Raw genomic sequence first — 21371 nt, forward strand, 5'->3', positions numbered from 1 at the left:
ACGCTCGGTCCTCATGAGCGACCAGCACAGCTTCGAGACCCTTGCGATCCACGCCGGCAACACGGCGGATCCCCTCACCGGCGCCGTGGTCCCGCCGATCTACCAGGTGTCCACGTACAAGCAGGACGGCGTCGGCGGGCTGCGCGGCGGCTACGAGTACAGCCGCAGCGCCAACCCCACCCGTACCGCCCTGGAGGAGAACCTGGCGGCCCTGGAGGGAGGCAGGCGCGGGCTCGCCTTCGCCTCGGGCCTCGCCGCGGAGGACTGCCTCCTGCGCACGCTGCTCACGCCCGGCGACCACGTGATCATCCCGAACGACGCCTACGGCGGCACGTTCCGGCTGTTCGCGAAGGTGGCCTCGCGCTGGGGCGTGGAGTTCTCGGTGGCCGACACCTCCGACGTGTCGGCGGTCCGGGCGGCCATCACCGCCCGCACCAAGGCGATCTGGGTGGAGACCCCGTCCAACCCGCTGCTCGGCATCACGGACATCGCGGCCGTCGCCGGTGTGGCCCGGCAGGCGGGCGTGCGGCTGGTCGTCGACAACACCTTCGCCAGCCCCTATCTCCAGCAGCCGCTCGCGCTCGGCGCGGACGTCGTCGTGCACTCGACGACCAAGTACATGGGTGGGCACTCGGACGTCGTCGGTGGTGCGCTCGTCGTCGGCGACCCCGAACTGGCCGAGGAGCTCGCGTACCACCAGAACGCGATGGGCGCCGTGGCCGGGCCGTTCGACGCCTGGCTGGTGCTCCGCGGCATCAAGACCCTCGCGGTCCGCATGGACCGCCACGACGAGAACGCCACCAAGGTCGCCGACCTGCTGACCCGCCACCCCAAGGTGACCGAGGTCCTGTACCCGGGGCTGCCGGAGCACCCGGGGCACGAGATCGCCGCCAAGCAGATGAAGGCGTTCGGCGGGATGGTGTCCTTCCGCGTCGCGGGCGGCGAGGAAGCGGCGGTCGAGGTCTGCAACCGCGCCAAGCTGTTCACGCTCGGTGAGTCGCTCGGTGGTGTCGAGTCGCTGCTGGAGCACCCGGGCCGTATGACGCACGCGTCGGCCGCGGGGTCCCCGCTGGAGGTGCCCGCCGACCTGGTGCGGCTGTCCGTCGGCATCGAGAACGCCGACGACCTGCTGGCCGACCTCACGCAGGCGCTCGGCTAGGACCTCTCGTCCGGATCAGGCCGGGTTCGTGGCCTGATCCGCAGAGAGGACCCCGAAAAACGTGTCCGCCCGGCGGCCGTGACGTACACGGCCGCCGGACGGATCCGCTGTCAGACAGCGACCTTCTCGTCCTCCAACGAGGCCCGGATCTCCTCGCGCAGCTCGGGGCTGTCCGTGTGCTCGTGGACCGAGACGGCGTGTTCGGCGGCTGCCCGCACGACTTCGTCCTCCTCGCCGGTGATGGCGAGTGAGCAGTTCGACACGCTCGGGTACTTACGGCAGTCGGCGATCTTCCGTGTCATGAGAGCCTCCTCGGCTCGTACCTGGCGACTCCTCCAGGATAGATCCGGGCGAAAGGGATGCCCAGCGGCCGTCACCGGCCGTCCTGCGGGTGTCGTCGGCCCGGGAAGCGCGGGAACCGGTGCGCCGCCGGTCAGTTGTCCTGTACCGGGTGGTGCGCGGCCTGCCGCGCGGCCAGTGAGGCGTTGAACCGGGTCAGCAGGGCGCAGAAGGTGTCGCGTTCCTCCTCGCTCCAGTCGCCGGTCACCTGGGACATCAGCTCGCGTCGCGAGGCCCGGACCTCGTCGAGCCGCGCCTGGCCGCGCGGTGACAGCTGCAGCACGACCGCCCGGCCGTCCTCCGGGTGCGAGGTGCGCTTGACCAGCCCGGTGTCGACGAGCGGGGCCACCTGCCGGGTCACGGTCGAGGAGTCGATCCCCATGCCCGCGGCCAGCGCCTTGACGCCCATCGGGCCTTCCCGGTCGAGCCTGTTGAGCAGCAGGTAGGCGGCGCGGTCCATGGAGTTGCGGACCTGGCCGACACCGCCGAGGCGGGTCTGTTCGGCACGGCGGGCGAAGACGGCCACCTGGTGCTGGAGAGCATCGAGGAGGGGGTCGGTGCCCGGGTGGTTGGGGGCGGCGCCCCCGGAAGGAGACGCAGCAGTCGTCATGTCCTGAGGGGGCATGGCCGGGGGCTCTCTTCGTGCGGTGTCGGATGGAGTGGGGGACAGAGTACGCGGCCACGGGGCAACGTGTACCAGCGCTGCACAAACCTGTGGACACCACCGCAGGCCACCATGAGATGCGAGGGCCGCGACCGCTCCGAGCTGCAAGACTTGCTGTCATGACCTACCGGACGCCAGGCCCCTTTCCTCCGCTGATCCTCGACGACGTCCGCGGGGCGCAGAAGATGCTGTCCGGGGTGGCCAGAACCACCGGGATGGAGGGCAGCCGCCATCTGACGGCACTGGTCGGCGCGCCTGTCCACCTCAAGTGCGAGAACCTGCAGCGCACCGGCTCGTTCAAACTGCGCGGCGCATACGTACGGATCGCGGGCCTCAGCCCGGTGGAACGGGCGGCCGGAGTCGTGGCCGCGAGTGCCGGAAACCATGCGCAGGGTGTCGCACTGGCATCCTCGCTGCTCGGCGTACGGTCGACGGTCTTCATGCCGCTCGGCGCTCCCCTGCCGAAGGTGGCGGCAACACGCGAGTACGGGGCGGAGGTTCACCTCCACGGACATGTCGTCGACGAGACGCTCGCCGCCGCCGAGGAGTACGCGGAACGGACCGGGGCCGTCTTCATCCACCCCTTCGACCACCCGGACATCATCGCGGGCCAGGGCACCGTCGGCCTGGAGATCCTCGAGCAGTGCCCCGAGGTCCGCACGATCGTCGTCGGCATCGGCGGCGGCGGTCTCGCCGCGGGCATCGCCGTCGCCGTGAAGGCGCTCCGCCCCGACGTCAGGATCGTGGGCGTGCAGGCCGCGGGCGCGGCCGGCTACCCGCCGTCGCTGGCTGCCGGGCACCCGGTGGCGCTCGACTCGGTGCAGACCATGGCCGACGGCATCAAGGTGGGCCGCCCCGGCGACATCCCGTTCGGTCTCGTCCAGGAACTGGTCGACGAGGTCCGTACGGTCTCCGAGGACGAGCTCTCCAGCGCCCTGCTGCTGTGCCTCGAACGGGCCAAGATGGTCGTCGAGCCCGCCGGGGCGAGCCCGGTGGCCGCGCTGCTGAGCGACCCGAAGGCGTTCCGCGGGCCGGTGGTCGCCGTTCTGTCGGGCGGCAACGTCGACCCGCTGCTGATGCAGCGCATCCTGACGCACGGCATGGCGGCGGCAGGCCGCTATCTCAGCCTCCGGCTGCGGCTGACGGACCGGCCGGGGGCGCTGGCCGCGTTGCTCGGCACGCTGTCCGTGGCCGACGCCAACGTGCTCGACGTCAGCCACGTGCGGACCGATCCGAGACTGGGGCTCACCGAGGCGGAAGTGGAACTGCACCTGGAGACGAAGGGCCGGGAGCACTGCGAGGAGGTCGCGGCCGCCCTTCGGGAGGCCGGCTATCTCGTGATGGGCTGAGCGCCGGGCAGGGTGCCGGGCCCGACGACGGGCGAAAACCTGTTGTGACTCACGATGTATCGCGATAACGTGCGGCGCCGAACAGTCCGTGGCCCGGACACCGGGCCACCGACAAATCTAGGATCTGTTTCAGGAAGTCACCGAAGCAACTGGGGGAGTCCCACATGCCAGGCGCCATTTACGCCGAAGGCCTGGTGAAGACCTTCGGCGAAGTACGAGCACTGGACGGCGTCGACCTCGACGTACCGGAAGGCACCGTCCTGGGGCTCCTGGGTCCCAACGGCGCCGGCAAGACCACCGCCGTACGCGTACTGACCACCCTGCTCCAGCCCGACAGCGGCAAGGCTGTCGTGGCGGGCATCGACGTACTGAAGAATCCCAACGAGGTACGCCACTCGATCGGGCTGTCCGGCCAGTTCGCCGCAGTCGACGAGTACCTCACCGGGCGCGAGAACCTGCAGATGGTCGGACAGCTCTACCAGATGAGCTCACGCGACGCGAAGAAGCGGGCGGTGCAGCTCCTGGAGAAGTTCAACCTCTCCGACGCTGCCGACCGCCCCGCGAAGACGTACTCCGGAGGCATGCGCCGCCGGCTCGACCTGGCGGCCGCGCTCGTCGTCTCCCCGCCCGTGATGTTCATGGACGAGCCCACCACCGGCCTCGACCCCCGCAACCGGCAGCAGCTCTGGGAGGTCATCCAGGAGCTCGTCGCAGGCGGTACGACGCTGCTGCTGACCACGCAGTACCTGGAGGAGGCCGATCACCTCGCCCATGACATCTGCGTCATCGACCACGGCAAGGTCATCGCCCGTGGAACCTCCGACCAGCTGAAGGCCCGCACCGGCGGGGAGCGCGTCGAGGTCATCGTGCATCAGCGGGACCAGATCGAGCGTGCCCGCTCGGTGCTCGCCACCTACGGCAAGGGCGAGATCGCCTTCGCCGAACACACCCGCAAGCTGACCGTCCCGGTCACCGGCGGAGCCAAACTGCTCGCCGAAGTCATCCGCGACCTCGACGCCAACGGCGTGGAGATCGACGACATCGGCTTGCGCCGGCCCACCCTCGACGACGTCTTCATCTCGCTCACCGGCCACGCCGCCGAGCTGGAGAAGAACGAGGAGAGCGGATCGACACGCGCCGCGAAGAGCGGCAAGGAGGACGGGCAGTGACTGCCACCACGGACACCCCCGAACTTGCGCCGATCAACCCGCGCGGCGGCATCAGCCAGTCGGTCGCCGACTCCCTCGTCGTCGCCAAACGCAACCTCATCCGCATGGCCCGCATCCCGGAGATGGTCATCTTCGGGCTGATCCAGCCGATCATGTTCGTGGTGCTGTTCACCTACGTGTTCGGCGGCTCCATCAAGGTCGGCAGCACCATCTCGTCGACGGACTACAAAGAGTTCCTGATGGCCGGGATCTTCGCCCAGACCGTCACCTTCGCCACCGCCGGGGCCGGCGCGGGCATCGCGGACGACATGCACAAAGGGCTGATCGACCGCTTCAGGTCGCTGCCGATGGCCCGGGGAGCCGTCCTCACCGGACGTACCCTCGCCGACCTCGTGCAGACCGCGCTCACCCTCGTCGTGCTCGCCGGTGTCGCACTGATCATCGGCTGGCGGACCCACGAGAACCTCGGCAAGGTGCTGCTCGGCTTCCTGCTGCTGCTCCTGCTCGGGTACGCGTTCTCCTGGATCGGCGCGCTGATCGGCCTCGTCGTCCGCACGCCGGAGGCCGCCACGTCCGGCGGACTGATCTGGCTGTTCCCGCTGACGTTCATCTCGAACGCCTTCGTGGACGCCAACCAGATGCCGACCGTCCTGCGACACATCGCGGAGTGGAACCCCTTCAGCGCCACGGTGCAGGCCTGCCGCGAGCTGTTCGGCAACCTGCCGCCGGGCTTCGTCACCCCGGACGCCTGGCCGATGCAGCACCCGATCCTCGCCTCGGTGCTCTGGTCGGTCCTGATCGTCGCGGTCTTCCGCACCCTGGCGGTCCGCAGGTACCGCTCGGCGACTGCCTGACCCGCACCACCACGGAGCCCCGGCCGCACATGCGGCCGGGGCTCCGTCATGACGGCTGCGGATCAGCCCGTGTACGGCTTCGCTGCGATGATCTTCACCGAGGCCCTCTTGCCGTTCGGCAGCTCGTAGTCCGCGTCGTCGCCGATCCTCTTGCCGTTCACCCCTGTGCCGAGCGGCGACTGGGGGGAGTACGTCTCGATGTCCGCGCTCGCGTACTCACGCGAGGCGAGCAGGAAGGTGACGGTGTCGTCGGGGTCGCCGTCGAAGGCGATCGTCACGACCATGCCGGGCTCGACCACACCGTCGTCGGCAGGTGCCTCGCCGACCTTCGCGTGCTCGAGGAGCTGGGTGAGCTGGCGCACCCGGAGCTCCATCTTGCCCTGCTCCTCCTTGGCGGCGTGGTATCCGCCGTTCTCCTTGAGGTCACCCTCCTCACGTGCTGCCGCGATCTTGACGGCGATCTCCGCGCGCGCGGGACCAGTGAGGCGCGCCAGCTCGGCCTTCAGCTGGTTGTGCGCCTCCTGCGTGAGCCAGGTGACGTTATCGCTGGTCTGGGTCATCACAGGGTGCTCCTCGTCGGTACTGGGAATACAAAGCATCGCCCTACCCCAAGCATGTGCTGCCACGGGTGGGCGAAACCACGAGCCTAACAATTCCCCGCGAAAAGGGGGAGAAGGTAAACGGTCACACGCGTATCCGTGCAGGTGAGCGCCGGGGCGTGCGGATCAGGCGCGCCGCGCGCCCGGTACTGCGATCAGCTGCCGGCGGTGCACGCCACCAGTTCCACCGCGGTCGCCCTGGACGTCGTCCGCAGCGAGACGACCTCGTCGATCCGCTCGGAGCGCTCGTCGAAACGGAAGTCCTTGCGGGCCACCTCGCCGCTGTCCTCGTTCAGCGCGCGGACCGTGCAGTACCCGTCGGTGTCCCGGTCCTTGCGCACCTCGAGGTGCGCCTCCGCCCGGTCGTCCGAGACGATGTCGGACTTGATGAGCTCCGCGCTGATGTCCTGGCCCGCGACGTAGTCGTAGCCGAACCAGCCGATCATGCCGAGGAAGGCCACACCGAGCACAGCGCCGACGATCTTGAGCTTGCGGTCCGCACGCTGATCCTCGGACCGGCCGTAGCGACCGTCGGGCAAGCCCTCGCGCACCGCTGCCATGATCGTTCCTCCCGTACAGGGGATCGCGGAATTTTCCGCCTCCCCGGTCAGTCACTATAGAAGCCGACCATCGCGACCAATCACTGAGGACCGAGTCTTGACCGAGCAGCTGAGACTGATGGCCGTTCACGCCCACCCCGACGACGAGTCGAGCAAGGGCGCGGCCACCATGGCCAAGTACGTGTCCGAGGGGGTGGACGTCCTGGTCGTCACCTGCACAGGGGGCGAGCGGGGATCCATTCTCAACCCGAAGCTCCAGGGGGATGCGTACATCGAGGCGAACATCCACGAGGTGCGCCAGAAGGAGATGGACGAGGCCCGCGAGATCCTGGGCATCGACCAGCAGTGGCTCGGCTTCGTCGACTCGGGCCTGCCCGAGGGCGACCCGCTGCCGCCTCTGCCGGAGGGCTGCTTCGCACTGGAGGACGACGAGACGGCCGCGGGCCGCCTGGTCGCGAAGATCCGTGCGTTCCGGCCGCAGGTCATCACCACGTACGACGAGAACGGCGGGTACCCGCACCCCGACCACATCAAGACCCACACCATCTCGATGATCGCCTTCGAGGGTGCCGCGGACGCCGAGAGGTTCCCCGAGGCGGAGTTCGGGCCCGTCTGGAAGCCGCTGAAGCTTTATTACAACCAGGGCTTCAACCGGCCGCGCACGGTCGCCCTCCACGAGGCGCTGCTCGCGCGCGGGCTGGAGTCCCCGTACGGCGACTGGCTGGAGCGCTGGAAGGAGTTCCAGCGCGAGGAGCGCACGCTGACCACGCACGTTCCGTGCGACGAGTTCTTCGAGATCCGCGACAAGGCGCTGATCGCGCACGCGACGCAGATCGACCCGGACGGCGGCTGGTTCCGGGTCCCGATGGACATCCAGCGGGAGGTCTGGCCGACGGAGGAGTACGAGCTGGCCAAGTCTCTCGTCGATACCTCCCTCCCCGAGAGCGACCTCTTCGCGGGCATCCGCGACAATGCCTGATATGTACGCGACCCAGGCACTGAACCAGCTCGTCCCTCTGGCCAAGGAGGTCGACGACAACAAGGTGACGCCCGGCGTCCTCGGCTTCCTCGTCTTCGCGGCACTCGCCGTGGGCGTGTGGCTGCTGATGAAGTCGATGAACCGCCACATGGGCAAGATCGACTTCGAGGAGGCGCCGGACCCGGCCGTATCCGAGAAGGCGCCGACGCCGGCGGCGGCCCCCGCCAAGAAGTAGGCGCGCCCCCCGGCCCGGGGCGCGGGTCCGTCCTCGATCGCCGGACGGTCCCGAGGCGGCCCGGTCCGTGGGGTACGCCCTGCGCCGTGTGGTGGCTCGGGGACTCTCCCGCACGGCCTCGGACCGGCCGTCCCGCGCGCCTGCGACCACCGGGTGGCAGGCGCTTGTGAGACATGGGTGGGGCCGTGCAGGAGGGTCCCCGCAGGGACTGGCGTAGGACCGGGGCCGACACCGCGTACCCGGGTGACACGCCAGTCCTGAGGAGACACTCCGGAGGGCTCCGCCCGCCACCCAGGCACGGAGCGCACCCCCGCTCGCCGGGCCCGCACGAACAAGCCCGCCCGGCGATTGAGGGCAAAGCCCCCGGCCACCTACGGCCGCACCCCCGCGGACCGGGCCCACGATGAAGCCCGCCCGGCGATTGAGGGCAGAAGCCCGAGCCACTTACGGCCGCACCCCCACCGGCACCCCCATGACCTCCCGCGCATGCCGGGACGGGGTCAGCCCGAGGCGCCACGCCTGCCAGCCGTCGTCCAGGTCCACGCCACGGTTCAGGACGACCCTGAACGCCTCCGCGCAGTCCTCCAGCTTGCCGTCCCGCAGTGGATGGGCGGCCCCGAGGAGGTCCGCGAGCTCCTGCTGGGCCACCGCGGTACCCACCTCGCTGCCCCCCGGCGACGCGTACGGCAGCAGCGTGCACCGCAGGAACGCGGCCCAGTCGCCACCCCTGATGTCTCCGTACGAGGCGAACAGGCCGATTGCCTCGTCGCACAGCTCCAGGGCCTGCGCCGTTCGGTTGTTGCCGCCGTCGATCAGGGCCAGTTCCAGGCACGTCCAGGCCTCACCGTGGGCCACCCCGATCCGCCGGAAGTCGGCCCGCGCGTCCACGAGGAGCTGCCGGGCGAAACCGGAGTTGCGCAGGTTGCCCGTCTGCGCGGCCCGCTGGTCGCGGGTGACGCGCCCCGAGTGGTGCCGGGCGCACGCCAGGCCGTAGACGTCCCGCATCCGGGAGAACATCGTGCGGGACCGCTCCAGCTCCCGTACCGCCTGATCGGTGTCCCCGTCCTCCTCCAGGGCCTGACCCAGGTAGTACCGCGTCCACGCCTCGCCCCGCGCGTCCTCGTTGTCCCGGTGACGGGCCAGGGCGCCGCGCAGCTGCTCCACCGCGGGGGCTGTGCTGCTGACGTCCCCATCCATCAGCCGGGCGCGGGCCAGCTGGGTCAGGGCCCAGGCCTCCCCGCGCTCGTCCCGGGTGCGGCCGTACAGGTCCAGTGCGGTGGTCAGCTCCTCCTCGGCCCGCGCCACCTCGCCCATGCGCAGGCAGACCTGGCCGAGCTGGAAGTGCGACCAGGCCTCACCGTGCAGCGACTCGCCCTCCCGGTGCAGGGCGAGCGCGGTGTCGAGCAGGGTCAGGGCCTCCGCCAGATTGGCCCGGTCGCGCTCGACGGCCGCCAGGGCGTGCAGGGACCAGGCCCGGTCCTCGGCCTGCTCCGGGGGCGCCTGCAGTGCGAGCGCCTCCCGCAGCCGCGCCGACGCCTCCGTCAGGTTGCCCTGGTGGTGCAGGGTGATGCCGAGCGAGCAGAGTGCCAGCGCCGCACCCGCGTCGTTCTGCGCCTCGCGGTACAGGCCGACGACGGAGGACAGCGTGGTGCGGGCCTTGTCGAGCTCGCCGAGCTGGCGGGCCGCGATGCCCGTACGCCACTGGACCGACCGCTCCAGCAGCCCTTGGTCGACGGCCTGCGTCAGTTCGCTGATCTCGCCGAGCCGGTAGAGGTCGCCGCGCAGCAGGCAGTAGTCGCACAGGGCGCCCAGCAGATGGAGCACGGCCCCCTGGTCGACTCCCTCGGTGTGCCGCAGCGCCGAGGTGATGAAGCTCGACTCGTCGTCCAGCCAGCGCAGGGCGGCGTCCAGCGAGCTGAAGCCGTGCGAGCCGAACTGCCCGGCGCGGGTGGACATCTTGCCGTCCACCATGCGGATCACCGCGTCGGCCAGCTCCGCGTAGTTCTGGATGAGACGTTCCTGCGCGGCGGTACGGTCCGCCGCCTCCTCCTCGTCGAGCAGCCGGGCCAGGGCGAAGTCCCGTACGAGGTCGTGCAGCCGGTAGCGCGAGCCGCGTACATGGGTGAGGAGTCCGGCCCGGCACAGGGTCTCCAGCAGCCGTGCGGCCTCCTGCTCCTCGGCGGAGAGCAGGGACGCGGCAGCCGCCGCGCCGAGGCTGGCGCGCCCCGCGAGGGCGAGGCGCCGCAAAAGCCGTCTGGCCTGCTCGGGCTGGTCGGTGTAGCGCAGCCACAGGGCCCGTTCGACGGGTGCGACCGGACCGTACGCGCCGAGGTCGGCCGCGAGGGCACCGCGGGTCCGCGCGCCGAGCGAGGAGCCCGCGACCCGCAGGGCGAGCGGCAGCCCGCCGCACAGTTCGACGACGGCGTCGGTGGACGGGTAGTCGTACGGCCCGTCCTCCTCGTCCTCGGCCGACTCCCGCAGCAGTTCCTCGGCGCCCGCCGCGTCCAGACCGCCGACGGGCAGCTGGTGCACCCAGGCCGGGATGCCGGCGGGCAGTTCGAGCGGTTCGCGTGCGGTGACGAGCACGAGGCTGTCGGAGCGCTCCGGCAGCAGCGTGCGGACCTGGGCGGCGTCGGTGGCGTCGTCGAGGACGATCGTGACGGGAGTGCCGGTGAGGTGCTGGTGGTAGAGCTCGCTCAGGCGTCGCACGTGCTGCTCGGCGGAGGACCTCTCCCGGAAGAGGAGCTGTTCGCGCGGTGCGCCGAGCCGGTTGAGCAGGTGCAGCAGGGCGTCCCTGGTCGGCAGCGGGGCCTCCCCGGACACATCGCCGCGGAGATCGACCACGCACGCCCCCCGGAACTGGTCCTTGAGCGCGTGAGCGGCCCGCACGGCGAGGGTGGTGCGCCCCGAACCGGGGGTGCCGTGCAGGACGACGACGGTCGGCCTGGTCTCCGTGGAGGCGCGGGCGGCGTGCACCCACTGGGCGATCTGCGCCAGTTCGCCGCGTCGGCCCGCGAACGGGCCGTCGGCTGCGGGCAGATGACCGAAGGACTGTTCGAGAAGTGACCGGGTGCGGGCGGCTGCGCTGCGGTCCCCGCCGCGCAGCTGCGGCACCACGGAGGCAGCCGCCTTCTTCGGAGTGCGGGAGGAGGCGGTCAGCATGCGCTGCTGGTCGAGGAACGGGCGGATGCCCCGTACCTCCAGCGCCGTGAGCCACTGCAGGCGCAGCTGTTCGGGGCCGCCGGGCTGACTCAGCGCGCCCGCCCTGCGATGCGCGGCCGGCCAGTGCGACGTGGTGACCCGGGCGACGGTCGCGGTCGCCCCCGCGACGGCGACGACGGCGCCCGCCCCGAGGGCGAGACCGGCCGGGGTGCCGAGCGCGAGGTCCGCGCCGAAGGCGGCGACGGAGGCAACCCCCGCCACCACCAGGGGTGTTCCCAGCGCGGCTCTGCTGAACCGCTCCGACAGCGGCTTCTGCCCGGCCTCCGCGGCGTCGAGCGCGAGTGTGTAGGCGGCGTACTCCTCGGCCGCGCCGGCGGCCATCGTGTCGAGCGCGCCCCGCGCACGCGCCATGAGCGCGCCCGAGTCCGTGCGTCCTCCGGTCCGCCGCGCTTCGTCCTCCACGGCGCGTACCAACAGGCGTTCTGCTTCCGCCCGATGGCTGTCCCGCATGCGTCCCCCTAGGTTCCAGCGACTGCCCGTCAACCAGCTGTCATGGTCACCCAGTGTCCTGCGTACGGCGCGTCAGCGCGAGAGAGCGAGGCGATCAACCGGCAGGGGAGCCGGGTACGCAAGGATTGGGTCATGGCCAACCGACTTGCGCAGACAACCTCCCCGTACCTCCTCCAGCACGCCGACCATCCCGTCGACCGGTGGCCGTGGTCGCCCGCGGCTTTCGAGGAGGCCCGCAGGCGAGGTGTTCCGGTGCTGCTCAGCGTCGGTGACGCCGCCTGCCGCTGGTGCCAGTGAACTCGCGAACCCAGTAGTCCGCGGTCCTCGCGTCTGTCTGAGGCGCGGGCGACACACTCAGGAGGCGCCGGCTACCTGGAGGCGGTAAGGCTGAGCCCGAGCGGACTGCACGTTGACGGGTGTGGCAAGGCATCCGACACCAGCCACATCAAGGGGGCGGAGCTGGTGCTGGCCGCAGGGGATGTCGACCGTGCCCTTTCCAAGAGGCCCAAAGGTTGGGCCAGGCCGCGGCCTGGTGAAGGCTGATCGGCCGGCTGCCCTTCCTGGAGCTCGGGCCCACAGCCGCGCGGAGCACCTCAGACGCCCACGGGGAGGATGGTTGTGTGGACGCTGACTGCCTCGCCAGATGGCTGGAACTCCGAGGCAGACGTCGGGCATCTTCGCAGGTCGACGCCTACTCCCCGGAGAAGCGTGCGTATCTTGTCGACGGCCAGGAGGCCGCAGTCAAATTTCGCGGGCTGCTGCCTGATCCGGCCGACCGGCCGGACTCCGTCGGCGGTGTCAGCGGCGTCACTGGGCTCATTCGGGAAGGCCTGGACGAGACGCCGCGGACGAGGTCTACCGCGAAGCACCGTGAGGCAGGCGCGGACGCTCAAGCGTCGATAGCGGGGCGGCTTCTCGGCATCTTACAAGAGCCCGAGATCGACCGTGATGGAGAAAGGTGCGGTGGCCTTTACCGTGCCGGTGAACATCTCGCCGTCCCGGTAGGCCTTGGTCGCGGGGTCGAGGACGTAGGTGTAGACGATCGGAACCCCGGTGGCGGCCTGCTCGACCCGCCAGTAGAACGGGATGCCTGCCCTGGCGTACTGGTCCACCTTCACGATCCGGTCCGTGGTTTCCGAGCCGGGCGCCACGACCTCGACGACCAAGAGCACGTGCTCGGGTCGAGTAGGCGTGAGGTCGATGGTTTCTGCCCGGTAGACGATGACGTCAGGACGGCGGTTGGTGAGGGGAACATCCTGCAGGCGGACGTCGAAGTCCGTGTCGGCGTTCCAGTCCGGGCCCGCGGCGGCGTCCAGGGCATTGGCCAGGATGCGGGCCAGCCGGTTGTGGCGCTTGGAAGCGCTCGGGCTCACGACGACCATCCCGTCCACGATCTCGATGCCGGCGCACTGCTCCTCGGACCAGGAGTTGTACTGTTCCGCGCTGATCTGCGTATGCATCCACGCGGGCGCCACCATCTCGGCGGTCATGGTGTACCTCCTTCGAGGAGCCTCAGCAGTTCCGGTGCTGCTGGAGCCAGCCTACTGTCCGTCCTTGCCGGGCCGCCCGGTATTCGCAGTGCCCACCCGCCCCACCTGCCCCTTCCCACCCCGCCCCGTGGCGCAGCCGCGTCGTGGGGGCGGGTACGCAAGGATTGGGTCATGGCCAACCGACTTGCGCAGACAACCTCCCCGTACCTCCTCCAGCACGCCGACAATCCCGTCGACTGGTGGCCGTGGTCGCCCGCGGCTTTCGAGGAGGCCCGCAGGCGAGGTGTTCCGGTGCTGCTCAGCGTCGGTTACGCCGCCTGCCACTGGTGCCACGTGATGGCGCACGAGTCCTTCGAGGACGCTGCGGTGGCGGAATACCTGAACGCCCACTTCGTGCCGGTGAAGGTCGACCGCGAGGAACGCCCCGACGTGGACGCCGTGTACATGGAGGCGGTGCAGGCCGCGACCGGCCAGGGCGGCTGGCCCATGACCGTGTTCCTGACCGACGACGCCGAACCCTTCTACTTCGGCACGTACTTCCCGCCGGAGCCCCGCCACGGCAGCCCGTCCTTCCAGCAGGTGCTCGAAGGTGTCGTGGCCGCGTGGACCGACCGCCGCGAGGAGGTCGCGGAGGTCGCCGGGCGCATCGTCCGGGACCTCGCCGGCCGCTCGCTGTCGCACGGCGGGGAGGGCGTGCCCGGTGAGCCGGAGCTGGCCCAGGCCCTGCTCGGGCTCACCCGGGACTACGACGGGAAGCATGCGGGCTTCGGCGGCGCGCCCAAGTTCCCGCCGTCCATGGCCGTCGAGTTCCTGCTGCGCCATCACGCCCGTACCGGGGCCGAGGGCGCCCTGCAGATGGCCGAGGACACCTGCGTGGCCATGGCGCGCGGCGGGATCTACGACCAGCTCGGCGGCGGCTTCGCCCGCTACTCGGTGGACCGGGAGTGGGTCGTTCCGCACTTCGAGAAGATGCTGTACGACAACGCGCTGCTGTGCCGTGTGTACGCCCACCTGTGGCGCGTCACAGGGTCGGAGCTGGCCCGCCGGGTGGCCCTGGAGACCGCCGACTTCATGGTGCGCGAGCTGCGGACCGCCCAGGGCGGTTTCGCCTCGGCGCTGGACGCCGACAGCGAGGACGCGCACGGGCGGCATGTCGAGGGCGCGTTCTACGTCTGGACGCCCGCGCAACTGCGCGAGGTGCTGGGCGAACAGGACGCCGCTTTCGCCGCCGAGCACTTCGGGGTGACCGAGAAGGGCACCTTCGAGGAGGGGGCCTCCGTCCTGCAGCTGCCCGCGACCGTGGCACCGGAGGACGGCGCGCGGGTCGCCGATGTACGGGCCCGGCTGCTGGCGGCGCGGGAACTGCGGGTGCGGCCGGAACGGGACGACAAGATCGTCGCCGCCTGGAACGGCCTGGCGATCGCGGCGCTCGCCGAGACCGGCGCGTACTTCGGCCGGCCGGATCTGATCGAACGCGCCACGGAGGCCGCCGACCTGCTCGTACGGGTCCACATGGGCCCCGTGGCCCGCCTCTGCCGTACGTCGAAGGACGGTCGCGCGGGCGACAACGCAGGGGTCCTGGAGGACTACGGCGATGTCGCGGAGGGCTTCCTGGCGCTCGCCTCCGTCACGGGCGAAGGCGTCTGGCTGGAGTTCGCGGGCTTCCTGCTGGACATCGTCCTGGAGCGGTTCAAGGGCGAGGGCGGGCAGCTGTACGACACCGCGGACGACGCCGAGCAGCTGATCCGCCGCCCGCAGGACCCCACCGACAGTGCGACCCCGGCCGGCTGGACAGCGGCCGCGGGAGCGCTGCTCTCGTACGCGGCGCACACCGGTTCCGAGGCGCACCGCACGGCGGCCGAGGGCGCGCTCGGGGTGGTGAGGGCGCTCGGACCCAAGGCCCCCCGGTTCATCGGCTGGGGGCTCGCCGTCGCCGAGGCGTGGCTGGACGGGCCCCGCGAGGTGGCGGTCGCCGGGCCGGTCGGCGGGGAGCTCCACCGGACCGCGCTGCTGGGCAGGGCGCCGGGCGCGGTGGTCGCGGCGGGCGAGGTCGCCGACGCCGGTACGGAGTTCCCGCTGCTGGTGGACCGGCCGCTGGTGGGCGGGGTGCCGACCGCGTACGTGTGCCGGCACTTCGTCTGCGACGCGCCGACGACGGACGCGGCGGAGCTGGCCGGGAAGCTGGGCGGCTGACCGGCGGGACCGCTCAGCCGTGCTGGTAGGCGACGAGGGAGATACCGACGTAGTGGACGATGAAAGCGGCCAGCGTCAGTGAGTGGAACACCTCGTGGAAGCCGAACCAGCGCGGGGAGGGGTTCGGGCGCTTGATGCCGTAGATGACGCCGCCCGCGCTGTAGAGCAGCCCGCCGACGACGACGAGGACGAGGACCGCGATGCCACCGGTGCGCATGAAGTCGGGCAGGAAGAACACCGCGGCCCAGCCCATGGCGATGTAGCAGGGGGTGTAGAGCCAGCGCGGCGCGCCGACCCAGAACACCCGGAAGGCGATGCCGGCCGCCGCGGCCCCCCACACCGCCCACAGGAGCGGCCGCCCGGTGGACTCGGGCAGCAGGAGCAGGGTCAGCGGGGTGTAGGTGCCCGCGATGATCAGGAAGATGTTGGCGTGGTCGAGCCTGCGCAGCACGGCTTCGCCGACCGGGCCCCAGGTGCCGCGGTGGTAGACCGCGCTCACGCCGAACAGCAGGCAGGCGCTCGCGATGTAGATCGCGCAGGCGACCCGGGCGCGTGTGCTGTCGGCCAGGGCGACCAGGGTGATCCCTGCGATGACCACCGCGGGAAACATTCCGGCGTGCAGCCAGCCGCGCATCCGCGGCTTCTCGGGAACGGGGTCATCGAGGACGACGGGTCCGGACGCGGCGGCGGCAGAAGTCATGACCGCATGCTACCTACGCAACCGTAGGTAACGAATTCGAGTGGCGATGCTCACGTGGGCGGCCCTCTGGACATATGGGCGCGATGGTCGGATGATCAAATGAGTGCGGTCGGCACCGGATGAGCGCCAGGGGAAAACGAAGGGGTCAGCATCCGGGTCGCAGCCCCCACGGGGCACCTACAACAGACACCCTCGACAAGGAGCGATCGTGGCGCGCGACATCGCGGCTCCCCTCACTGTTCCCACCCAGCACCAGGAGCTCGTCTCCTGGGTAGACGAGATCGCAGCCCTCACCGAACCGGACCGTGTGGTCTGGTGCGACGGCTCCGAGAGCGAGTACGAGCGCCTGTGCGAGGAGCTCGTCGCCAAGGGCACCTTCACGAAACTCGACCCGGTCAAGCGTCCGAACTCGTACTACGCCGCGTCCGACCCGAGCGATGTCGCCCGCGTCGAGACCCGGACGTTCATCTGCTCCGAGAAGGAGAAGGACGCCGGTCCGACGAACCACTGGAAGGACCCCGCCGAGATGCGGGAGATCTTCGTGGGGGAGAAGGGTGTCTTCCGCGGCTCCATGCGCGGCCGCACGATGTACGTCGTCCCGTTCTGCATGGGCCCCGTCGGCTCGCCGCTCTCCGCGATCGGCGTCGAGATCACCGACTCCGCCTACGTCGCCGTCTCCATGCGCACCATGACGCGCATGGGCAAGGCCGTCCTCGACGAGCTCGGCACCGACGGCTTCTTCGTCAAGGCCGTCCACACGCTGGGCGCTCCGCTGGAGGAGGGCCAGGAGGACGTTCCGTGGCCGTGCAACTCCACCAAGTACATCTCGCACTTCCCCGAGGACCGCGAGATCTGGTCCTACGGCTCCGGCTACGGCGGCAACGCCCTGCTGGGCAAGAAGTGCTACGCGCTGCGCATCGCGTCCGTCATGGCACGTGACGAGGGCTGGCTCGCCGAGCACATGCTGATCCTGAAACTCACGCCGCCGCAGGGTGAGTCGAAGTACGTCGCCGCCGCGTTCCCGAGCGCCTGCGGCAAGACCAACCTCGCCATGCTGGAGCCCACGATCTCCGGCTGGACCGTCGAGACCATCGGCGACGACATCGCCTGGATGCGGTTCGGCGAGGACGGCCAGCTGTACGCGATCAACCCCGAAGCCGGTTTCTTCGGTGTCGCGCCCGGCACCGGCGAGCACACCAACGCCAACGCCATGAAGACCATGTGGGGCAACTCCGTCTTCACCAACGTCGCGCTCACCGACGACGGCGACGTGTGGTGGGAGGGCATGACCGAGGACCTTCCCGCGCACCTCACGGACTGGAAGGGCAACGACTGGACCCCCGAGTCCGGTACGCCCGCCGCGCACCCCAACGCCCGCTTCACGGTGCCGGCCGGGCAGTGCCCGATCATCGCGCCCGAGTGGGAGGACCCGAAGGGCGTGCCGATCTCGGCCATCCTCTTCGGCGGCCGCCGCGCCTCCGCCGTCCCGCTGGTCACCGAGTCCTTCAACTGGCAGCACGGTGTCTTCCTCGGAGCCAACGTGGCCTCCGAGAAGACCGCCGCCGCCGAGGGCAAGGTCGGCGAACTGCGCCGCGACCCGTTCGCCATGCTGCCGTTCTGCGGCTACAACATGGGCGACTACATGAAGCACTGGGTCGAGGTGGGCGCCGACCAGGCGGACCAGTCGAAGCTCCCGAAGATCTACTACGTGAACTGGTTCCGCAAGAACGAGGCGGGCAAGTTCGTGTGGCCCGGCTTCGGTGAGAACAGCCGCGTCCTGAAGTGGATCGTCGAGCGCCTGGAGGGCAAGGCCGAGGGCGTCGAGACCCCGATCGGCATCCTGCCGGCCAAGGGCTCCCTGGACACCGACGGGCTGGACCTCTCCGAGTCCGACCTGGACTTCCTGCTCGACGTCGACAAGGAGGTCTGGCGCGAGGAGGCCGCGCTGATCCCCGAGCACCTCAACACCTTCGGCGACCACACGCCGACGGAACTGTGGGACGAGTACCGGGCGCTGGTGCAGCGCCTGGGCTGACGCCCCTTCGATCTCCGTGGCCGGGCATCCCGACATCCGCCCTGACCTGTGGGGGTCAACTGCCCGCCGCGGTAGGGACGTGCACGAACACGCCCCTGGCCCCCGGAGCCCCTCACGGCTTCGGGGGCTGTCCCTTTTCAGCAGGAGCGCCTGTGTCACACCGACAACTTGCGCAGGCGGCTGGAGCTCGACGGGCCCGCCCCGGACGAGCCGGTGAAGGTCTCGGCCGTGCGCCACGACGCAAACGGTGACCGCAGGCCCGCGGCCGTGGAGGTGGGCGCGGACGGCTCGTTCACGGCCTGGACGTCCCCTCACCGGTCGGGCGACGCCACGTACACGCCATCGTCGACGGGAGAACCACCCCGGCCGAGGACGTCACTCCTGCCGTCGCGGTGGACAGGGCGCCGACGGCGATCGTGCTCACCGCCCCGGCGGAGGGGACGAGGAACCGGAGCCTGGAGAGCGCGGGCACCCTCACGGGACAGGGCCGGGCGCGGGATCCTGCGGGGGGCTCACGGTTGTGGCACCCGGTCCACGGGTCTTCGCGACCCGTGGACCGGGGCCGTCAGAGGGCGCCGACCAGCTCGGGCGGCGCGGTGGAGTCCGGTGCGGTGGCCGCGGGCATCGCGGCCGTGTGCGCGTCCATGCGCTCGGCCGAGAGGATCGCCACAGCCGTGTCGGCGCGGGACGCCGCCACCACCAGGGCCCGGCCCGCGAGGGCGTGGGCGCGGCGGTGGAGAGCGGCCGCGGGTGCGTCGCTCGGGCCGGCGTGCCGGGTGGGCGGTGTTCCGCGGAGCCGGGCCACCTGCTCGGCGATGCGGTCGCCCGCGGTGCCGAGTCCCAGTTCGTCGGTGACCGCGAGGAGGGCGGCCAGATGGCCGGCGAGCTGGATGTCCAGCTCCTCCTCACGGGTGCGGTGCGGGAAATCGGCGTCGTCGGCCGGTGTGTGGACCGATTTGGTGCGGATCGGCTCGTACATGGATGGCCTCCTGGTGTTGCTGTAAGGCCATCCTAGCTTGGATTCAGTCTAAAGTTACGGTCGATCCGGGGGATGGGCGGTCCGGAGGGCGGCCGATCCGGGTCAAGGGCGGACCGTCGGAGCCGGAATCCCTGCCTCAGGGTTGGCTGTATCCGTCCAGGAAGTTCCCGATCCGGGTCATGGCGTCGGTCAGATCCTTGGTGGACGGCAGGGTGACGACCCGGAAGTGGTCGGGTTCCGGCCAGTTGAAGCCCGTGCCCTGCACCACCATGATCTTCTCGGCCCGCAGCAGGTCGAGCACCATCTGCCGGTCGTCCTTGATCTTGAAGACCTTGGGGTCGAGCTTCGGGAAGAGGTACAGGGCCCCCTTCGGCTTCACGCACGTCACGCCGGGAATCTGCGTCAGCAGGTCGTACGCCGTGTCCCGCTGCTCCAGGATCCGCCCGCCCGGGAGCACCAGATCGTTGATCGACTGCCGTCCGCCGAGCGCGGTGGCCACGGCGTGCTGGGCCGGCATGTTGGCGCACAGCCGCATATTGGCCAGGATCGTGAGCCCTTCGATGTACGAGGTGGCGTGCGCCTTCGGGCCGCAGACCGCCATCCAGCCGGAGCGGTATCCGGCGATCCGGTAGTTCTTCGAGAGCCCGTTGAAGGTGAGCACCATCAGATCGGGGGCGATGGCGGCGGTCGGGGTGTGGGTCGCGCCGTCGTACAGGATCCGGTCGTAGATCTCGTCGGAGCAGACGACGAGGTTGTGGCGCCGGGCGATCTCGGTCAGCCCGCGCAGCATCTCGTCGCCGTAGACCGCACCCGTCGGATTGTTCGGGTTGATGATCACCATGGCCTTGGTGCGGTCGGTGATCTTCCGCTCGATGTCGGCGAGGTCGGGCATCCAGTCGGCCTGCTCGTCGCACCGGTAGTGCACGGCCGTGCCGCCGGCCAGGGAGACCGAGGCCGTCCACAGCGGGTAGTCGGGAGCGGGGACGAGCACCTCGTCGCCGTCGTCCAGCAGGGCCTGCATCGACATCTGGATCAGCTCGGACACGCCGTTGCCCAGGTAGACGTCCTCGACGTCGAGGTCGATCCCCTTGGTCTGGTAGTGCTGCATCACCGCGCGGCGCGCGGACAGCAGGCCCTTCGCGTCGCCGTAGCCGTGCGCCCCCGCGAGGTTGCGCAGTATGTCCTCGAGGATCTCCGGCGGGCACTCGAAGCCGAACGCGGCAGGGTTGCCGGTGTTGAGCTTGAGGATGCGGTGACCTGCTGCTTCGAGCCGCATGGCCTCTTCGAGCACGGGGCCGCGGATCTCGTAACAGACGCCTGAGAGCTTCGTGGACTGGATGACCTGCATGTCTGTGAGCCTACGACCGTGTTTCGCCCGGTGCGCGGAGTGCGGCCCCGCGTTGCTCCCTCAGGGGCCTTGTGCCGGTCCGTCCCGTCTTCCATCGGCATGCCGCCCACGGCCGCCCACCGTGGGATGGGCCGGTCGGGGCGGCGGTGGGGCTTGGAATGCGGGCGTGACGCACGGAGCCGGGTGAGATGCGCCACACGACCGGTCTCACCCGGGCAGGACGGTCCCCCCGGGGAGCCGTACACCGAAGTCGTCGGCCAGGACGCGCAGCACCTCGGCCGCGTCGCCCAGCTCCCGTTCCGCGACGGTGCCGTCGTCGGCGGTCTCGACGAGGGTGCGGCCGGACAGTGCCCGGTGGAGGCCGGGCAGGGTGCGCTGGGCGTACACCGCCTGCTGGAAGGGTGAGCGCGGATTGGTCGCGACGTGCCAGTTGATGACTTCGAAGTCAGGAGCCTCGAACGGTTCCAGGGTGAACTCGTACTGCGGCTCCCAGACCCCGCCCTTGTCCGCCTGCAGTTCCCACAGCTCCAGCGGCCCGTCGTGCGGGGCGTGCACGAGCCGGTGGTGGCGCGGGGTGTCGTGCAGTTCGGTGTCGACGATCAGCGGGATGGGCTCCAGCAGGGCGCCGTTCGAGCCGAAGCCGGCGTCGGCCAGGAAGACGGTGGGGGCTGTGGGGTCGGCGGGGTCGTTCTCCGTCTCCACCTTCACCAGCATGTGTGTACGGGGCCTGATGTCGCCGGGGGCGGCGCCCAGCACCACCCGGGCGGCCAGCAGCGTCACCCGGAAGCCGAGCTGCGTCAGGGCCGCGGCGAGGAGGGTGTTGTGCTCGTAGCAGTACCCGCCGCGTTCGCTGCGGACGAGTTTCGCCTCCACGTCGGGAAGCGCCAGGGAGGGCGCACTGCCGAGGACGGGTTCCAGATTCTCGAACGGGATGCCCAGCATGTGGGCGCGGTGCACGGACCGCAGCACCTCCCGTGTGGGGCGGCGCTCCCCGGACCAGCCGATGCGGGCGAAGTAGGCGTCGAGGTCGAGTGTCATGCACCGACC

19 protein-coding genes are annotated in these 21371 nt (G+C 70.5%); 9 read left to right on the forward strand and 10 right to left on the reverse strand.

Annotated features, from left to right (window positions below; genetic code table 11):
• Positions 1-13 precede the first annotated feature (13 nt).
• Entirely contained in the window at positions 14-1159 is a 1146-nt protein-coding gene (locus ABZS61_RS12645) for a cystathionine gamma-synthase (protein ID WP_356418533.1), read from the forward strand.
• 110 nt (positions 1160-1269) lie between these two features.
• Here ABZS61_RS12645 and ABZS61_RS12650 read toward each other — a convergent pair whose 3' ends face one another.
• Both ABZS61_RS12650 and ABZS61_RS12655 read right to left on the reverse strand, forming a co-directional pair.
• The gene (locus ABZS61_RS12650) at positions 1270-1461 is read right to left on the reverse strand and encodes a DUF1059 domain-containing protein (protein WP_356418536.1); all 192 of its coding nucleotides are present in this window, start codon (positions 1459-1461) and stop codon (positions 1270-1272) included.
• A gap of 131 nt (positions 1462-1592) precedes the next feature.
• Complete coding sequence (locus tag ABZS61_RS12655; RefSeq protein WP_356418539.1) at positions 1593-2123, reverse strand: MarR family transcriptional regulator; 531 nt, start codon at positions 2121-2123, stop codon at positions 1593-1595.
• A 158-nt stretch (positions 2124-2281) separates the two neighbouring features.
• Between ABZS61_RS12655 and ilvA the strand changes: the two genes are divergently transcribed.
• From ilvA to ABZS61_RS12670, 3 genes are all read left to right on the forward strand, one after another.
• Positions 2282-3511, forward strand: coding sequence for a threonine ammonia-lyase (ilvA, locus tag ABZS61_RS12660; protein ID WP_356418542.1), 1230 nt, complete (start codon positions 2282-2284; stop codon positions 3509-3511).
• Between the two features lie 164 nt (positions 3512-3675).
• Positions 3676-4680 carry an ATP-binding cassette domain-containing protein gene (locus ABZS61_RS12665; RefSeq protein ID WP_356418545.1) on the forward strand — a complete coding sequence of 335 codons (1005 nt, stop codon included), beginning with the start codon at positions 3676-3678 and terminating at the stop codon, positions 4678-4680.
• Positions 4677-5534 (forward strand): ABC transporter permease, encoded by an 858-nt coding sequence (locus tag ABZS61_RS12670; RefSeq protein WP_356418548.1) that lies wholly within the window; start codon positions 4677-4679, stop codon positions 5532-5534. Before ABZS61_RS12665 ends, ABZS61_RS12670 begins: the two co-directional genes overlap by 4 nt.
• Positions 5535-5596: 62 nt before the next feature.
• Here ABZS61_RS12670 and greA read toward each other — a convergent pair whose 3' ends face one another.
• Positions 5597-6094, reverse strand: coding sequence for a transcription elongation factor GreA (greA, locus tag ABZS61_RS12675; protein ID WP_356418551.1), 498 nt, complete (start codon positions 6092-6094; stop codon positions 5597-5599).
• 194 nt (positions 6095-6288) lie between these two features.
• Positions 6289-6693, reverse strand: coding sequence for a DUF4307 domain-containing protein (locus ABZS61_RS12680; RefSeq protein ID WP_356418554.1), 405 nt, complete (start codon positions 6691-6693; stop codon positions 6289-6291).
• Positions 6694-6790: 97 nt separating this feature from the next.
• On the opposite strand from ABZS61_RS12680, the gene mca reads away from it, so the two are divergent.
• Positions 6791-7672 (forward strand): mycothiol conjugate amidase Mca, encoded by an 882-nt coding sequence (gene mca / locus ABZS61_RS12685; RefSeq protein ID WP_356418557.1) that lies wholly within the window; start codon positions 6791-6793, stop codon positions 7670-7672.
• 1 nt (position 7673) lies between these two features.
• Positions 7674-7907: a hypothetical protein gene (locus ABZS61_RS12690; protein WP_356418560.1), complete on the forward strand. Its 234-nt coding sequence runs from the start codon at positions 7674-7676 to the stop codon at positions 7905-7907.
• 444 nt (positions 7908-8351) lie between these two features.
• On the opposite strand, the gene ABZS61_RS12695 is transcribed toward ABZS61_RS12690, so the two are convergent.
• Positions 8352-11579, reverse strand: coding sequence for a tetratricopeptide repeat protein (locus ABZS61_RS12695; RefSeq protein ID WP_356418563.1), 3228 nt, complete (start codon positions 11577-11579; stop codon positions 8352-8354).
• Positions 11580-11711: 132 nt separating this feature from the next.
• Between ABZS61_RS12695 and ABZS61_RS12700 the strand changes: the two genes are divergently transcribed.
• The gene (locus ABZS61_RS12700) at positions 11712-11876 is read left to right on the forward strand and encodes a DUF255 domain-containing protein (protein ID WP_356418566.1); all 165 of its coding nucleotides are present in this window, start codon (positions 11712-11714) and stop codon (positions 11874-11876) included.
• Between the two features lie 626 nt (positions 11877-12502).
• Here the strand turns inward: ABZS61_RS12700 and ABZS61_RS12705 are convergent.
• Positions 12503-13069 (reverse strand): Uma2 family endonuclease, encoded by a 567-nt coding sequence (locus ABZS61_RS12705; protein WP_356418569.1) that lies wholly within the window; start codon positions 13067-13069, stop codon positions 12503-12505.
• A 171-nt stretch (positions 13070-13240) separates the two neighbouring features.
• Here ABZS61_RS12705 and ABZS61_RS12710 point away from each other — a divergent pair, with 171 nt between their 5' ends.
• Positions 13241-15262: a thioredoxin domain-containing protein gene (locus ABZS61_RS12710; protein ID WP_356418572.1), complete on the forward strand. Its 2022-nt coding sequence runs from the start codon at positions 13241-13243 to the stop codon at positions 15260-15262.
• 13 nt (positions 15263-15275) lie between these two features.
• Here the strand turns inward: ABZS61_RS12710 and ABZS61_RS12715 are convergent, their stop codons facing one another.
• On the reverse strand, positions 15276-15962 hold the full coding sequence (locus ABZS61_RS12715; RefSeq protein ID WP_356418575.1) for a hemolysin III family protein: 687 nt from the start codon (positions 15960-15962) through the stop codon (positions 15276-15278).
• Positions 15963-16170: 208 nt separating this feature from the next.
• Between ABZS61_RS12715 and ABZS61_RS12720 the strand changes: the two genes are divergently transcribed.
• The gene (locus ABZS61_RS12720; protein WP_356418578.1) at positions 16171-17997 is read left to right on the forward strand and encodes a phosphoenolpyruvate carboxykinase (GTP); all 1827 of its coding nucleotides are present in this window, start codon (positions 16171-16173) and stop codon (positions 17995-17997) included.
• Positions 17998-18562: 565 nt separating this feature from the next.
• On the opposite strand, the gene ABZS61_RS12725 is transcribed toward ABZS61_RS12720, so the two are convergent.
• The 3 genes from ABZS61_RS12725 to ABZS61_RS12735 all read right to left on the reverse strand — a co-directional run bounded on the left by ABZS61_RS12725 (position 18563) and on the right by ABZS61_RS12735 (position 21362).
• Complete coding sequence (locus tag ABZS61_RS12725; RefSeq protein WP_356418581.1) at positions 18563-18976, reverse strand: hypothetical protein; 414 nt, start codon at positions 18974-18976, stop codon at positions 18563-18565.
• A gap of 136 nt (positions 18977-19112) precedes the next feature.
• Positions 19113-20324: a pyridoxal phosphate-dependent aminotransferase gene (locus tag ABZS61_RS12730; RefSeq protein ID WP_356418584.1), complete on the reverse strand. Its 1212-nt coding sequence runs from the start codon at positions 20322-20324 to the stop codon at positions 19113-19115.
• A gap of 207 nt (positions 20325-20531) precedes the next feature.
• Positions 20532-21362 (reverse strand): arylamine N-acetyltransferase, encoded by an 831-nt coding sequence (locus ABZS61_RS12735; RefSeq protein WP_356418587.1) that lies wholly within the window; start codon positions 21360-21362, stop codon positions 20532-20534.
• Between the last annotated feature and the right edge of the window lie 9 nt (positions 21363-21371).

Source organism: Streptomyces sp. NPDC005566 (assembly GCF_040605575.1).
Taxonomy (GTDB): Bacteria; Actinomycetota; Actinomycetes; order Streptomycetales; family Streptomycetaceae; genus Streptomyces.

Excerpts from the sequence above, each read along its gene's own strand:
- ABZS61_RS12645 (WP_356418533.1), top strand. The coding sequence starts at position 14 with ATGAGCGACCAGCACAGCTTCGAGACCCTTGCGATCCACGCCGGCAAC.
- ABZS61_RS12650 (WP_356418536.1), bottom strand. The coding sequence starts at position 1,461 with ATGACACGGAAGATCGCCGACTGCCGTAAGTACCCGAGCGTGTCGAAC.
- ABZS61_RS12655 (WP_356418539.1), bottom strand. The coding sequence starts at position 2,123 with ATGCCCCCTCAGGACATGACGACTGCTGCGTCTCCTTCCGGGGGCGCC.
- ilvA (WP_356418542.1), top strand. The coding sequence starts at position 2,282 with ATGACCTACCGGACGCCAGGCCCCTTTCCTCCGCTGATCCTCGACGAC.
- ABZS61_RS12665 (WP_356418545.1), top strand. The coding sequence starts at position 3,676 with ATGCCAGGCGCCATTTACGCCGAAGGCCTGGTGAAGACCTTCGGCGAA.
- greA (WP_356418551.1), bottom strand. The coding sequence starts at position 6,094 with ATGACCCAGACCAGCGATAACGTCACCTGGCTCACGCAGGAGGCGCAC.
- ABZS61_RS12680 (WP_356418554.1), bottom strand. The coding sequence starts at position 6,693 with ATGGCAGCGGTGCGCGAGGGCTTGCCCGACGGTCGCTACGGCCGGTCC.
- ABZS61_RS12690 (WP_356418560.1), top strand. The coding sequence starts at position 7,674 with ATGTACGCGACCCAGGCACTGAACCAGCTCGTCCCTCTGGCCAAGGAG.
- ABZS61_RS12695 (WP_356418563.1), bottom strand. The coding sequence starts at position 11,579 with ATGCGGGACAGCCATCGGGCGGAAGCAGAACGCCTGTTGGTACGCGCC.
- ABZS61_RS12700 (WP_356418566.1), top strand. The coding sequence starts at position 11,712 with ATGGCCAACCGACTTGCGCAGACAACCTCCCCGTACCTCCTCCAGCAC.
- ABZS61_RS12705 (WP_356418569.1), bottom strand. The coding sequence starts at position 13,069 with ATGACCGCCGAGATGGTGGCGCCCGCGTGGATGCATACGCAGATCAGC.
- ABZS61_RS12710 (WP_356418572.1), top strand. The coding sequence starts at position 13,241 with ATGGCCAACCGACTTGCGCAGACAACCTCCCCGTACCTCCTCCAGCAC.
- ABZS61_RS12715 (WP_356418575.1), bottom strand. The coding sequence starts at position 15,962 with ATGACTTCTGCCGCCGCCGCGTCCGGACCCGTCGTCCTCGATGACCCC.
- ABZS61_RS12725 (WP_356418581.1), bottom strand. The coding sequence starts at position 18,976 with ATGTACGAGCCGATCCGCACCAAATCGGTCCACACACCGGCCGACGAC.
- ABZS61_RS12730 (WP_356418584.1), bottom strand. The coding sequence starts at position 20,324 with ATGCAGGTCATCCAGTCCACGAAGCTCTCAGGCGTCTGTTACGAGATC.
- ABZS61_RS12735 (WP_356418587.1), bottom strand. The coding sequence starts at position 21,362 with ATGACACTCGACCTCGACGCCTACTTCGCCCGCATCGGCTGGTCCGGG.